Origin of the sequence: Mediterraneibacter sp. 210702-DFI.5.30 (genome assembly GCF_020560115.1) — a bacterium.
Classification (GTDB): Bacteria; Bacillota; Clostridia; order Lachnospirales; family Lachnospiraceae; genus Mediterraneibacter; species Mediterraneibacter faecis.
Genome location: NZ_JAJCME010000001.1, coordinates 362476 through 378043 on the forward strand (window position 1 = coordinate 362476; position 15568 = coordinate 378043).

Genomic DNA, 15568 nt, shown 5'->3' on the forward strand with positions numbered 1-15568 from the left:
CATTGAAAGTGAAAAGAGATGGAAGTTATAATGCATTTAGTCAAGCGATGAAATGAAGCAGAATGAGAGAGTGGAGGAATAGAATGCAGATCAGTTTTGAGGAAGAACAGCAGGTTTTTCATCTATACAACGATAAGATCAGTTATGTGATTCAAGTAGAAAAACAACGATATTTAAAGCATTGTTACTACGGAAAAAGAATAAAGAGATGGCACAGCGGCATCAAGGATTATTATTACGACCGTGGATTCTGTGCGAATCCGATAGCGGAAGACAGGACATTTTCTCTGGATACACAGTTGAGGGAATTTCCGGAGTCCGGACAGGGGGACTTCCGAAGTCCAGCTTACGAACTAGAAGATAGAAATGGAGATAAAAACGCAAGATTTTTCTATAACGGCTATCGCATTCTGAGTGGAAAGATCGCTCCGGATGGCCTGCCACATGTCTATACTGATGCGGACACCGAGGCAATGACACTGGAGATTACGCTTCAGGATAAGGTGAGAAATCAGAGAATTCTGTTATATTACACCATCTATGAAGATGCAGTGGTCACACGATTCGCAAAATGGATCAATGACGGAACAGAACCGATAGAAATCTGTCGATTCTTAAGCATGAACATGGATCTTCCAACACAGGAATATGATGTACTGACATTATCCGGTGCACATACAGAAGAGAAAAACGTGTATCGACGTCCATTGTGTGCGGATTCAGTCACGATTGAAAGCAGTCGTGGAACGAGCAGCCCACAGGCAACCCCATTTATCGGATTGTTAAGTCCTGGGACTACGGAAGAGCAAGGGGAAGTGCTTGGAGTAAACCTGATTTACAGTGGAAACTTCTATGGATGTGTTCAGTGTGGACAGTATGGAACAATCAGGGTACAGCTTGGAATTAATCCGTATCAGTTTGGATGGCAGCTTGCACCGGGAACAAGCTTTTGCACACCGGAGGCTGTACTGGTCTATAGTGTAAATGGACTTGCCGGAATGTCGAATATATTTCACCGGTTATACAGAACGCGCGTTTGCCGGGGATGGTACAGAGACCGGGAACGGCCAGTTCTATTGAATAGCTGGGAAGGTATGTATTTTGAGATCAATGAAGAGAAAATGCTGACGCTAGCGGAAGAAGCAGCGGAGCTTGGAATCGAACTTCTGGTGATGGATGATGGCTGGTTCAAGGGAAGAAATACAGATACGACTTCCTTGGGGGATTGGACGGAAGATAAGAAGAAATTTCCGGATGGCCTGCAGAGTCTTGCCGAAAAGGTGAAACAGAAAGGGATTGATTTCGGAATCTGGTTTGAACCGGAGATGATTTCAAGGGAAAGTGACCTTTACAGGGAGCATCCAGACTGGGTGATCCGAAGTCCACTTTACGAACCAATACTCAGCCGACATCAGCTGGTACTGGATCTGTCGAATCCGGCAGTTTGCGAATATCTGATCGAAGCAGTCAGTAAGGTGTTGGTACCGGGAAATATCAGTTATGTGAAATGGGATATGAACCGGCATCTGACAGATCTTGGAAGTGCTTATCTTGACAGGAAAAATCAGAATGAACTTTCACACCGCTACGTGCTTGGACTTTATCAGGTAATGGAGACATTGACAGAACGTTTTCCACAGGTGTTGTTTGAAAGCTGTTCCAGTGGAGGTGGCAGATTCGATGCAGGAATGCTTTATTACATGCCACAGACATGGACCAGCGATAATACAGATGCGGTCTGCAGGCTGAAAATCCAGCATGGAACAAGCTTTCTGTTTCCTACAGTTACAATGGGAGCGCATGTGTCAGCATGTCCGAATCATCAGGTCGGACGGACCACACCGCTTGCTACAAGATTTGCCGTGGCGGCAGCAGGCAATCTTGGATATGAACTGGATTTGAAGAAGCTTTTAAAAGAAGAGAAGAAAGAAGTCAGAGAGCAGATTGCAGAATATAAAAGGAGACGAAGAACCGTACAGTTCGGAACTTATTACCGGCTGGCGGATTCATTTCAGGAGAATCAAAGTGCCTGGAATATTGTTTCAGAAGATGGAATGGAAGTCATCTTCACTCACGTGCAGATCCTTGCACGCTCAGCCTACAGGGTTCCGGTAATTCGCTTAAAAGGACTGGATCCGGATGCAGTTTACACAGATTGTGAGACCGGGCAGGAGTATGGCGGGGATGAACTGATGTATGCAGGAATCCGAATACCAAGAATCAGACAGGACTTTTCAAGTACAACGATGGTACTAAGAAAATCCTGATTGAGATAGAAAAGAAATGAAGTTACAGGAGGAGTTAGAATGAGTAAAGAGCAGAGTTACCAGAATGCAGCAAGTGAACTTCTGCGTCTGGTAGGCGGAAAAGAAAATGTAATCAGCGCGGCTCACTGCGCAACCAGATTACGTCTGGTATTAAAAGATGAGAGCAAAGCAGATGTAGATGGAATTCTCAAGACAGAGCTTGTAAAAGGACAGTTTTCCACAGGCGGTCAGTTCCAGATCATCATTGGAAGTGGTACAGTAGATGAAGTATACAAATATTTTATTCAGTATGCAGACATCAAAGAAAGTACAAAAAATGAAGTGAAAAAGGCTGCTGACCAGAAGATGAATCCGTTACAGAAACTGGTAAAGATGCTGGCGGATGTATTCGTACCGATTATTCCGGCACTGGTTGCCAGCGGTCTTCTGATGGGTCTGAACAATGTTCTGACAGCAGAAGGACTTTTTGTCTCAGGAAAGTCACTTGTTGAAGTATATCCGAATATTGCAGATCTTGCATCTATGATCAACACATTTGCAAGTGCAGCATATGCATTCCTGCCAATCCTTGTAGGGTTCTCAGCAACAAAGATGTTCGGTGGCAATCCTTATCTTGGAGCAGTTATGGGAATGATCATGGTATCCGGTGATCTTCTGAATGCATATTCTTATGGTACAGCCATTACAGAGGGAACGGTTCCGGTATGGCATATCGGAGCGCTGACAATTGAGAAGGTTGGATATCAGGGAACTGTACTTCCGGTACTTGCAGCGGCAGCAATCCTTGCATTTATCGAGAAGAAACTTCACAAAGTAGTTCCGGAATATCTGGACAACCTCCTGACACCGGCACTTTCCGTACTCGTAACAGCATTCCTTACATTTACAGTGGTAGGTGGAGTGATGCGTACAGCCGGAGACTGGATTACAAATGGTATTTTGTGGCTCCATGATACATTAGGTGTTGTCGGTGGATTTATTTTCGGATTTATCTATGCACCATTAACAATGACAGGAATGCACCACAGTCTTCTCCCGGTTGATATCCAGTTGATTGCAGCAGGCGGATCTTTCCTCTTTGCAATCGCAGCATGCAACAATGTGGCTCAGGGTGGAGCAACACTGGCAGCAATGTTCTGTGCAAAGGATAAGAAGATGAAGAGTATCGCAGTTTCTTCCGGTATCTCAGCACTGCTTGGTATTACAGAACCAGCAATGTTCGGAGTCAACTTGAAGATGAAATATCCATTCTATGCAGCAATGTTCGGTTCTGCTGTAGGATGTGCTTATGTGACACTGACAAATGTTCAGAATATCTCCCCGGGAGCAGCAGGAATCATCGGATTCGTATGCATCAAGTCCGGCGGAATGCTGAATTATATGATCGGAATTCTGATCTCACTTGTTGTTGGATTTGCAGTGACAATGGCATTATCCAAGCATTCGAAATTTAAAGAAGTGTAAGTCATTGGGGACGGGGAAAACGGATTTTTCCCCGTCCTTATTGGCTTTGAGAATAAGATATAATACAAGCAAATCCATCCAGACAATATATTCGGGATCTGGTGGAAGAAATGATTGTACATTGCAGAAGCCGGAAAAGTGCTTCCATTTACAGCAACGACATTGACAAGAGCAGTAAAGTAGTTGGAAGACCTATTGTGGAGTCATTATCCACGATAGGTCTTTCATAGTTTTGGCACTTTTTTAAGACGGAATCAACACACATGCACAATATCCCGGAGCTGGTTGAAAACAGTAGATGGTCAGAGTCTTGTCGATTTCCGGACTATAATCATGCAGGATATGTTTATTGCCGTTTAACGCTACATCCGCATAAGTAACAAGCCATTTTTTATCCCCGTTTTCAAAGACTTCATAAAATGAACGATTCAACATTTCTGAAACGGGAACGCCCTCAACAACAGCCATTTCATCATTGCAGTAACGAAATACAAAGTCTACACCATGTCCATTCGCATCAAATACAAGCTCAATAATACAAAAAGCAAGTGGCATATCATTGAGAAAGCTACAGTTATCAAATAATTGAAGAGAGCTGTCTTCTGAAACATCCGAAAGGTCCTGCGTATTTAAACCAAGTTCCTTACGGATTTGTTTGTGCTGACTCAGATTACGTTTTCTTCCTTGAAAGACAGCACCATCAGTCATTGTATAAAGTCCTTCGTCAGATATATGAACAATTTGATTTTTTCGAAGAACAACGCCTTTTGAGATGTTTAGAAAATCTTCTTCCGGTAAGTAGAGCATAAGTTCTTTTATCGGGATTGTAGTCGTAATGCTTTCTCCCGAGGAAAGCGTAATGATTGTGTGAGGATTCTGTCTGGTAAGGTAAAAAATATCTGAACTTTTGATATTCTTTCGTTCGAAATATAGTGGAACATTATAACGCATATGAGACCTTCCTTTATTGTGATAATTTTATATTACTATAGTTGTTTTGAAAATACAATAGAAATAATTAAAATGCAATAATTAATGAAAATAAAATGCACTTTAATTGAGTTCCACAACAATTTATCTAAGAAACATCAAATAAAAGCGCAGATTTGAGCAAAAAAGATTGCTGATTAACCGTGTGAGTGGCATTATAAAAAGGTATAAATAATGATACAAAACGAATCATCAGGCAGAGACAGGAATAAGGAAGGAGTGGGAAGCGGATGAAAAGAAGAATTTCGAAAAGGATTATTGCAATTGGAATGAGCCTTTGCGTAGCATTTTCGATTATGCCTTTATCGGTAAGTGCAGAAGCAGAGACTGCTGCACCGGCAGTTAAACAAAATAATCTATGGGTGAGTACCGGAAAAACATTTGTCAATCGTATTTACACAGTAGGGTTGACTACTTGTGGGTCAGCACTTGTCAGAATTGCCGGAGCGACAGAGAGTGAAGGATTTCAGAAAGTAGCTTCATTTGTTAATAAATGGATTTGTGGAGGCAATAACACTGGACAGACACTGGCAGAAATTCAGGCTCTTTGTAATGAGATACTTAATGAAGTTAAGATCGTTGATCAACATCTTAAAGAGTATGATGCAGAAATAGAGAATACACTTCAGAAAATACAGTACACAGAAGCGAAAAATGAGCTGAATCAGCAATGGTCTAAAGATATAGATGTATATGAAACTGCCGGAAATGTAGGAAATACATTGAGCGCCTACGAAGATTATATGAAAGCCGCGCAACTGTATATGGATGGTAAGACGGATATGAATGCTGTCGAAGAGAGTAAGCAACATCTTTATGATAATTTTATTGAGGTTTATAAAGCGGCTGGAAATAGCTTTGAAAATCCAACCGATGAGAAAAAAAAGGACGCTATATTTTGTAATGACACGATAGATGGTGTATTCAAAAGATCGATTTGGAGTATGATCAATGCGTTGAATAAGCCAAGTGATGAGAAAAATTATGCGGATGCTGCGGCACAATTTGCATATAGGGCTTATGGATTTTCTGGTGATCAATATAATTACATAGTTTCAAGTATTGATAAACAATTTATGGAAATCATTAAGATGGAGATGATGTATCAGGAATTTATTGCACAGCGTGGTGATTATTTTGAAGAGAAATATCCAGATGATGAAAGTAAATGGGAGAGCTATGCTGCATGGACGAATGATTTAAATAAGTTGAATGAAGATGTTGCCAAAGCTATGGATACTATGCTTGACAGAGAAATATTAGTTTCGGATTCAACGGTTGGTTCGATTCGGATGAAATTGGATGAATTTGTAAAGCCAGAAGACATGGTATCTGTACGTATGAAAAATGAAAATTACCATGAGAAATTAACAGGCGAGTTCTATGAGAATGAGCAACCGATTATCGATGCGTTTAACGAAGGTTATCTTTACCTTATTGAGGAGTATGGTTGGAAATCCAATGCTGATGTAATTACGCCGTTTATTAATTTTCACAGAATTGCTGTGCCGACACCTAAAACGGAGGAGAATCCATCGGGAATAGATATTTATTATACTTTCGATACATCACAGCCACACGATGCGGAAGAGGATTGGGCTTGGAATTCAGACGATTCTGTTCCTGAAAATTTGCGGTTTTATCAATTTGAAGAGAAAATAGATCTTACTTTGGCGAGAGATCAACATATTCCATCTTGTGATTTTATTAATTTAACAAAAGAAAATTATAGCGATGGGCAGAATCAATTTAGTTGCGCGAAAAATACGGCGGAATTTCAGAGCTTATTCGCTACAGGACTATTCAGTGCATTATCAAGTATACCTGGTGATTATCTGAGTGAATACCTGCTTACAAAAAAAGATACAAAAACATATATTGCTTTATCGGATTATGATTTTGATTATCATGATGCATGGGCGACAAGCTATACGATTTTCCATGTGGTTGATACAACAGGACAGTATCCGGGAAGCAGTCTTGAAAGTTCTACTTTAAGTGCAGAAAAAATTCAACCGGATAAATCAGCGGGGGCATATTCGGCATATACCGTTATATTAAAGAACCGCCCACAAGAAGATGGTTATTATAAGACGAAAGTTGATGTTGCTACGAATGGAGTCGGAGATACAGAGTTAGAAATGATTCAGGAAGATGGGACAACATGTCAGGAAAATACTGTTCCTTCAGGAAAAGAGGTAACACTTCGGTTTAAGGCGGAAGGTACAACTGTTCTGGAATCCCTTACATTGCAGAGACATAACAATACAGAAAATCCATCAGAAGTAACTTCGGAAGAAACGTTGTTGACAAAAGACCAGATCGCGACATTGACTCCGGATGAAGAAGGATATTATACATATACATGCGGTGCACCATATTCAAACGCAACATTTGTTTTAAATGGAGCAGTAGGACATAAGGTATATGTGAAAGGTACGAATCAGTCATTTGAAGATGCAATCCTATTGGATTCCTATGTAGATTACTTTGAAGAAGGAGAAAATGTTGAATTTTATGTATCAGATAATGTAAAGAGTGTCGGATATTATGAGGGAAATACTTATAAAGAGCTTGCATTAACAGAAAATTATGAGGGTGACAGAAAAGGAAGTTTCGTAATGCCGGCGAAGGATATTACATTATATTATAATGCAGTCTGCAAGGAACATTCCTATGACAATGGATTCTGTACGAAATGTGGTGGATATCAGCCGGCAGACTATAATGAATCTACAGGCAGTTATGAGATTGGGAATGGTGGACAGATGTTTTGGTTTGCCGCTCTTGTAAATGGGGACGGTGAACATACACAGATTCAGGAAGCAAAGCCAGATGCACATGGAGTGCTGGTGTCTGACATTTCACTTAAGAATCCGGCGGATGAAAACTATGAATGGAAACCAATCGGAGAATTCAAAGGAATTTTCGACGGACAGAATCATACGATTTCTGATTTCAGTATGACGAAAGTAAATGATCAGTCAATAGGCTTTTTCCAGAACCTTATGAGTGACCCGAACGAGACAGACGAGGCAAAGAAAGCGACGCTTAAGAACTTTACACTGAATGGAACAATCGTTACAACAGCAGAGGCGGCAAGTGCAGTAGGTGGTGTTGTAGGAACAACTTCCGACAGTGTGATCAGGCGGGTGAATTCAAATGTAAATATTGGAAGTGGATTGATATACTATATCGGCGGAATTGTCGGAGAGATCAATGCAGCAACTTCTATAGAGGAGAGTACATATTCAGGTAAGATCGTACTGGATTATAGTTTCTACGGAGTCGGTGGAATTGTAGGTTTTGTAACTGATGATGATACATATGCAGGCGGCACAAAAATCAAGGATTGTGCAAATTACGGATTGATCACATATTATAAAGTGGAAAATCACGGAGGACGTGGTTACAGCGGTGGAATCACCGGACAGGTTGCATTGGGTGAAGAGGATTTCATTCTTTCTGATTGTTACAATTATGGCAGTGTGCTTGCTGAAGAGTGGAAGGAGATCTATGGTGCAATTTCCGGATACTGTGCGGCGAAGAAAGATGGAATCAAGAATAATTATTATCTCGATACACTTCCGGTAAAAGGTTTCCTGGGAGAAGCTGAGATTGCGAATGATGAAGAACTGGCAAAGGCAAAGACAGCAGAACAGTTCAAGAGTGGTGAAGAGGCATATCTTTTAAATAACGAGGTGACAGACGGCTCTCAAGTATGGTATCAGAATATTGATAACGGAGAAACTCCGGATGCTTATCCGGTTCTGGATGATACACATGGCACAGTCTATCGTTGGGAAGATGGAACCTATTCGAATTATGAGAAAGAACCTGTAGAAGAAACTTACGAGATTCGTACATTTGAAGAATTTAAGAAAATTCCGGAAATTGTTAAGAAGAACAATCGTGCAAACTTCAAGCTGATGAACACAATTTTCGGAAACGGTAAAACAATGACAGAATCAATCGGTTCAGCAGACAATCCGTATAATGGTACATTTGACGGACAAGGATATTATGTCTACCGATTCGATATCAAATCATCAGATGGAAATGCAGCACTTTTTGATACGATCGGTGCACGGGGAAGTGTAAAGAATTTCGCAGCTTTTTATCAAAATATTGAAGGAGAGAAAGCAGCAGGTCTAGCGATTGTCAATTATGGATTGATTGATGAGTGTATCAGTGGATCAAATCTCAGCGGTCCATTTACTGATCAACTCACGCATGAGCCTAAAAATTTGACGGAGACAACGACATTTGTTAAGGGCACATCAATGGCAGGAGGCGTTGTAGTTGAGAATAAAGGTGTGATTCGAAATACTGCGAACTATGCAAAGGCAACAGCAAGTGCATCAGATGGAATTGCTGGAGGAATTGCAGTAGTAAACAGCGGAACGATTGAGAACTGTATGAGTATAGGCACTCTGTCAACAAAGGAAAATGGAATTGCCGGAGGAATCGTTGGAAAGTTGGATAAAAATGGCTCCATTCAAATTGCATATAGTGCACAGACTGCGATAGAAGGTGGGACAACCGGAGCAGTATTTGGCACAAAAGAAGAAACAGCAGGAGCTGTGAATAACACATATTACCTGGATACCTTATCAGGAAACGAAGAACAGGGAACAGCGAAAACAGCGGCTGAAATGAAGAGCAATGCTTTTAAAGAGGAATTAAATACTCTGGTAGCAGGCAATGAAGAATTGTGTAGTTGGACATGGAATTCAACAAAGAATCAGGGGTATCCAAGAATCTTATCTTCGCTTATTACGGAAGTTGAATTAGTGAACGCATCAAAAGGAGTTACCGTAAAAGGTATGATGCATAAAGATACGAAACTTCAGTTAAACGAGCTAGAGAAGAAGAATGACATTTATCAGGCATTTAAGAAATATGCGGAAAAGGCAGATAAGCAGGTTCTTTATTCAGCAGAACCGACGTTGGTATATGGAGATGAACAGCCAGCACCATACGAAGGAAATCTGAATGTAAAACTGGATCTGTCAAAGTATCGAGGAAAAGGATATAAGGTTCTTGTTTATCGAAATAATCAGATCGAAGAGCTTGAAATTGATAAACAGATGATCGCCTCAAAAGATGTAGAAGAGATGGTTCCGTTTGCTGTACTGGCTGAAAAGAGTGAGATCTCCAAAGCAGTTGATCATATTAAGGATACAGTAAAAACAGGAGATAACAGCAGTGTGATTCTTTTGTTTGGTATTGTTGTTGTGGCAGGTATTGTAGCAGGTGGAGTTATTTACTGGAGAAAAAAGAAAGTAAAAAAATAAGATGAAAAAAAAGACAAAGATTATAATCGGAATTCTGATTGCGGCTGTGATAGCAGCCGCAGGAATTACCTGGTATGTTATGAACCAAAAGAATCAGAAAACCGGAAATTCGTCTGCAGAAGTAGTAGCCTGGGATGTGGATATCGAGGAGGAAGAACCTTCCGAGGAAAAAGGAATCCTGATTCCGGGATATACAAGTATGGTAATGAAGGCGAATACAAAGGAGCAGACAGTAAGCATTGGTAATCCGGCAGATAATGATTGCATTTTTGTAATTGTATTGAAACTGGAAGACGGAACAAAACTGTTCGAATCACAAGAGTTAAAACCGGGAGAAGGTCTGGAGAATATTACGCTTGACCAGGAGCTGGAAGCCGGAGAGTATCAGGCAGTTATAGAATATAAGTGTTATTCATTAGAAGATAAAAGTCCGTTAAACGGCGGAAGCGCAGAGTTTAAATTATATGTAAAAGAATAAAACGTGGAGGTAGAATGATGAAAAAGAAAGTAGTAGCAGGATTTATGGCAGCAACGATGATGGTATCTGTTATGTCAACAGGCGTTTTTGCAAAAGATCTTGACCCGTCCAGTGAGACTCAAAGAACGGGAGATACAACAGTGACTGCAACAGTGGAGGAAAATTTAAATAAAGCAGATTATATTATAAGCATTCCGGAGACCGTTGATTTTGGAAAAATACAGCAGCCTGAGACAGAAGGAAATGCATATTCTTACAAAGATATCACTGTATCTTGTATAAAAGCAGATAATCTCGGGGCAGGAAATGGAATCGCTGTTTTAGTAAAAGATGCGACAGCAGCTGAAAGTTCTGATCCGTTTCTCCTGACACATAATACACATTCAGATTGTGCTCTGACTTATGAGATTATGAATAACAACGATGAGAGTATTCAAAATGGGACATGGTATGCAAATGGATTTTTATTTAATCTATTTACGGGAGCAGATCAGTCAGCAACTGACAAATTAAGACTGAACCGTAATCAGTTATATAATAAAGATCTTTCTGTCTGGGGTGGACAGTACACCGGTACACTTAATTTCTATACAAAGATTGTAGATGTACATGCACAATAAAAAAGAGTGGAATAATACAAGAAAAAGCTTGCTTAGACTCTTTTTTATGTCGCTCGTTCTTGTATGTATTTGTACTTTATCAGTTCCAAAGAAATCTCTGGCTCAGGAGACAACAGATTCTGCAACTTATGCAGGAAGTACCAGCGTAAAAGCATATGTGACAGGAAATTCCGTGAATGAGCAGGAGAACCATCCCGAAGATGAGGAGAAACATTTACAAGACGAAAGCACAACAAATGCGAAAACAGGAGATGAGAGCAAAGCAACAATTTGGATTACGATATTGATATTCTCAATGCTTGTATTTGGCTGTGGAGTAAAATATAAAAAAGGTAACAAGTAAATAAAAATTTGTGTTATCATAGAAAAAACAAAAGAAATGCAGAAATGAAAGGGGCAGCAAAAATGAAGGAGAATAAAACAATTAAAATTATCACAATGATCACGGGAATTCTGACAGTGCTGTTAGGTTTTTATGCAGTAGTTCGACCTATGAGGACTTTTTTAGCAATCGGATGGATTCTTGGAATGCTTCTCTTCGTGAATGGTATTGAACTTGTGATACTTTCATTGTCAAAAGAGAAGAAAGATATCGGAGGATGTATTCTTGGAGTCCTGGAAGGACTTGGCGGTATCATTTTATTGTTTAGTGGCGTACAGAGATTCCTGACAGACATCATGGCAACTTATCTGGTTGGAGCCAGCGTCCTGATTTATGGTATCTTCCAGATTGTAGCCGGAGTGAAGAAGTTTAAGGATTCTAAGGGAAAAGCAATTTTAGCAATTGTTTGTGGTGTGTTATCCATTATTGTAAGTATTATAGCCTTTACTCATCCGGTATTGACTATGTTCTCAGTTGGATATATGATCGCATTTGCTGTTTTAATGCAGGGAATCAATATGATCGTACTTGCTGTGAATTTTGGAAAAGAGAGTGAGTAAATCAAAGAAAAATAGTAAATGACTAAGAGAAGAGAACTCCAGTAAAATGAAAGTTCTCTTCTTTTTTTGTTATGGCAACAGAAATACAAATCACAGGACAACAAGTAAAACTGCGTTCATTTGTATGAAAAATATGCTTGACGCAATATATTGTCTGAATTTATAATAAAAAAGTATAAATCATACGAAAATATGGTTGAGAGGAAGGAAGAAACGGCGATGAAAAAGGAATATTTGGACAAGATTGCAGAATATGGACAGTTGATTGTTGTTTCGGGACCGTCGGGTGTGGGGAATAAGACGGTTTTGAGAGAGTATTTGCAGGATCATGAACAGGCGTGTGTCAGTGTATCTGTGACAACAAGAAGACAGAGAAAGCATGAAATAGACGGAAAAGACTATTGGTTTGTGTCTGTACTGGAATTTGAGCGAATGGTTCGTATGGGTGAGATGTTGGAATATACATATGTGAATGGTAATGCTTACGGAACAACGAAGAAAAGTGTAGAGGAAGCGCGTGCAAGAGGGAAAAATGTAATTTTGGACGTGGATACAATCGGAGCAATGAAGATTCGTGCACTTTGTCCGGATGCTACACTGATTTACATTTTGCCGCCATCTTGGGATGAATTAAAGAGCCGGCTGTCTAGCACTGGAATTTATACCGAAGAAGAAGTGAATGCTTTAATGGAAATAGCAGAAGAAGAGATTTCATGTGCCAATAGTTATGATTACATTTTGGTCAATGATACGATTTCAAATACTTTGAGTCATTTTGCACAGATTATTCATAGTAATCGCTATAGCCGTAACTGTATGAAAGAATTTCTTGATAGTTACATAGACGGAGAAGTGAAGCCTCATGTTCAGTCATACAAAGAGGCGTTACTGTAAATTTTTTGATTATTGGAAATATTCTTTGAAAGATGGCACATATTTTGTGAAAGAAGATTCGGATGAAAAACAGAGGAGAGTCGTTTCGTCTACCTTGCTTTTAAAGAAAACTTACAGCGTATGCTCACGGACAGTGAGTTCATTGTAAAAGAACGTATATATAGGGAAAATAAAAGCTTTACATTATAAAAAGTATTATGATAAACTGAATATCAAACTGAAAATTTGCGGTGTAGGAGATTCCTTACACCGCATCTGTTTTACAAAATTAAATCTGCAAATCCTGTAGATACAAGGAATAAGATGAGCATTACAACAGGAACTACATAACGGATCATAAAGCGATACATGCCGGCACGTTTAAAATGTTCTCCGTTCCTTTCTACTTCTCCTATGATCCAGTCAGGTCCGATTACCCAGCCAATCAGAATACTGGTCAGAAGTGAGATGAATGGCATAAGGAAGCTGTTGCTGATATAGTCCATAACATCCAGCAGCTGTCCAACAGATCCATTTGGAAGTTTCAGTTCGAAATAAAGTTTATTATATCCAAGACAGATCAATACTGCAGTAATAAGGGAATAAATCCCAACTGCACCACACATTTTTTTACGTGGCTTATGATATAATTCCATACAGTTTGCAACCAGAGTTTCCATAACGGAAACGCAGGAGGTAAGTGCCGCAAATCCCATCATCAGGAAGAAGGCAATTGCTGCCGGACGTCCAAAGATTCCCATGGCGTCAAAAACTTTTGGCAGTGAGATGAAGATCAGGCTTGGACCTGAAGCCATTCCATCATTTCCAAGAAATACAAAGACAGCAGGGATGATCATCATTCCGGCAAGGAATGCAACTCCCGTGTCAAAGAGTTCAATCTGATTCGTTGCTTTATTCAAGTCAACATCATTTTTAACATAAGAACCGTAAGTGATCATAATTCCCATAGATACGCTTAAGGAAAAGAATAACTGACTCATCGCATCCAGAAGAATTTCCAGAAAACGTTTTACGGTTAATCCGTGAAAGTCTGGTTTTAAATAAACAGACAGACCTTGCATACCTGTACGAACAGTACCATCTGCCGCTGTGTGAGACAGTGTCAGACAGAAAATGGAAATGATCACGATTAAAAGAATCAATCCAGGCATAATGATCTTGGAAAATTTTTCAATTCCCTTTTCTACACCGCGAAATACGATCCAGGCAGTCAGCGCAAGGAAAATCAACATAAATACAATTGGTGCAATATCAGATGTGATAAAAGATGTAAAATATCCATCTGCTGCTGCTTCAGTTCCGTCAGAAACAAGATAGACGAAAAGGTATTTTGAAATCCATCCACCGATGACAGAATAATAAGTCATGATCAATACCGGAACGAGGAAAGTTAAACGTCCCAGAAATTTCCATTTTGGATTAAGCTCTTCAAAAGCTTTCAGTGCATTTTTCTTTGTTTTTCGTCCGATCGCAACATCTGTTGTCAGTAATACAAACCCAAAAGTTAATACCAGTACCAGGTATACCAGAAGGAACAGACCGCCTCCGTCCTTTGCACATAAGTACGGAAACCTCCAGATATTTCCAACACCTACGGCGCTTCCGGCTGCGGCTAAGACAAAGCCTATTGAACCGGAAAAGCTGCTTCCTTTTTCTTTCATTTCAAATTCCCCTCTCAATAAAGTTAATAAAAGGCTGTAGAAGTTCAGCCCAATAGCTATATTTTATACGAAATAAATATAAAATCAAGTGAAAGAAGTTTCCTTTAAAGAAACTTTATGGGAGAAAAGTTTCGTAAAACTTTACAAATCAACTGCTTTTCAGATATAATTATAAAAGAAAGAAATTAATGAAAAGAATGGATAGTATGAGGAAACAAAATGAGTGATTTTACTTGTTATGTAGGGGAACAAATACGACAATACCGGAAAGCCGGGAAGATGACAATGCAGGAACTGGCAGATGCCATCCACAAGAGCAGAGCTACGATATGTAAATATGAAAGTGGAGAAATTTCGGTTGATATTGAAACATTATATGAGATTAGCCAGGTGCTTCAGGTGTCGATCTCTCAGCTTACCACATATCTTCCGGAATCGGTCAATGAACCGGTCAGTTTTCCGGGATGGGGGAAAAAGAGCCCGTTCTTTCAGGCGAGGAGATTATATTTTTATTTTTATGACGGACGCTATCAGAGAACAAAAGATGGTGTTATCGATATTTATGAAAAGAAGGGAGAACCTGGAAAGTACGAGGCAACTCTGACAATCTGTTCTGTTTCTGCAAATGGAAGAAGCAGTGAGATTTTTTATATCGGAAGAGTACTTTACAGCGATATGTTGATTCGTTTTTCTTTTGTAAATCAATATAATCCGTTGGAAGAGGATCTTCTTTATATTTTTAATCCTCTGGAACTCAGAGATTTTACAATGGGGCTTTTATGTGGAATTTCAAGCGCAGATCTTATGCCTTGTGCTTTTAAATGTGTAATCACGTTAAAACCACAGGAACACACGGAAAGTTTCCGTCACCAGTTGCTTTTTACTAAAAAAGATCTGAAGCGTCTGGAGCAGCTTAACATGTTGCTGGTAGATAATATGAAGAAATAAGGGAGAC

General features: G+C 39.6%; 11 protein-coding genes. 9 read left to right on the forward strand and 2 right to left on the reverse strand.

Annotated elements, in window-relative coordinates:
- Positions 1 to 83: 83 nt before the first annotated feature.
- Both LI126_RS01740 and LI126_RS01745 read left to right on the forward strand, forming a co-directional pair.
- Entirely contained in the window at positions 84 to 2267 is a 2184-nt protein-coding gene (locus LI126_RS01740; RefSeq protein ID WP_055162949.1) for an alpha-galactosidase, read from the forward strand.
- A 39-nt stretch (positions 2268 to 2306) separates the two neighbouring features.
- Entirely contained in the window at positions 2307 to 3731 is a 1425-nt protein-coding gene (locus LI126_RS01745; RefSeq protein ID WP_055162950.1) for a sucrose-specific PTS transporter subunit IIBC, read from the forward strand.
- Between the two features lie 243 nt (positions 3732 to 3974).
- Here LI126_RS01745 and LI126_RS01750 read toward each other — a convergent pair whose 3' ends face one another.
- On the reverse strand, positions 3975 to 4682 hold the full coding sequence (locus LI126_RS01750) for a LytTR family transcriptional regulator DNA-binding domain-containing protein (protein WP_020436321.1): 708 nt from the start codon (positions 4680 to 4682) through the stop codon (positions 3975 to 3977).
- Positions 4683 to 4951: 269 nt separating this feature from the next.
- Here LI126_RS01750 and LI126_RS01755 point away from each other — a divergent pair, with 269 nt between their 5' ends.
- From LI126_RS01755 to gmk, 6 genes are all read left to right on the forward strand, one after another.
- Complete coding sequence (locus LI126_RS01755) at positions 4952 to 10018, forward strand: LPXTG cell wall anchor domain-containing protein (RefSeq protein WP_227164698.1); 5067 nt, start codon at positions 4952 to 4954, stop codon at positions 10016 to 10018.
- Between the two features lies 1 nt (position 10019).
- The gene (locus tag LI126_RS01760) at positions 10020 to 10496 is read left to right on the forward strand and encodes a hypothetical protein (protein WP_147322152.1); all 477 of its coding nucleotides are present in this window, start codon (positions 10020 to 10022) and stop codon (positions 10494 to 10496) included.
- Positions 10497 to 10510: 14 nt separating this feature from the next.
- Positions 10511 to 11116, forward strand: coding sequence for a hypothetical protein (locus LI126_RS01765; RefSeq protein ID WP_227164699.1), 606 nt, complete (start codon positions 10511 to 10513; stop codon positions 11114 to 11116).
- Positions 11106 to 11459 (forward strand): hypothetical protein, encoded by a 354-nt coding sequence (locus tag LI126_RS01770; protein WP_196021862.1) that lies wholly within the window; start codon positions 11106 to 11108, stop codon positions 11457 to 11459. Before LI126_RS01765 ends, LI126_RS01770 begins: the two co-directional genes overlap by 11 nt.
- A gap of 62 nt (positions 11460 to 11521) precedes the next feature.
- Positions 11522 to 12058, forward strand: a complete 537-nt coding sequence (locus tag LI126_RS01775) for an HdeD family acid-resistance protein (protein ID WP_226861282.1) — start codon at positions 11522 to 11524, stop codon at positions 12056 to 12058.
- Positions 12059 to 12277: 219 nt separating this feature from the next.
- Positions 12278 to 12952, forward strand: a complete 675-nt coding sequence (gene gmk, locus LI126_RS01780; protein WP_227164700.1) for a guanylate kinase — start codon at positions 12278 to 12280, stop codon at positions 12950 to 12952.
- Positions 12953 to 13212: 260 nt separating this feature from the next.
- Here the strand turns inward: gmk and LI126_RS01785 are convergent, their stop codons facing one another.
- Positions 13213 to 14613, reverse strand: a complete 1401-nt coding sequence (locus tag LI126_RS01785) for a sodium-dependent transporter (RefSeq protein ID WP_227164701.1) — start codon at positions 14611 to 14613, stop codon at positions 13213 to 13215.
- 219 nt (positions 14614 to 14832) lie between these two features.
- On the opposite strand from LI126_RS01785, the gene LI126_RS01790 reads away from it, so the two are divergent.
- Positions 14833 to 15561 carry a helix-turn-helix domain-containing protein gene (locus LI126_RS01790; RefSeq protein ID WP_196020961.1) on the forward strand — a complete coding sequence of 243 codons (729 nt, stop codon included), beginning with the start codon at positions 14833 to 14835 and terminating at the stop codon, positions 15559 to 15561.
- Positions 15562 to 15568 lie beyond the last annotated feature (7 nt).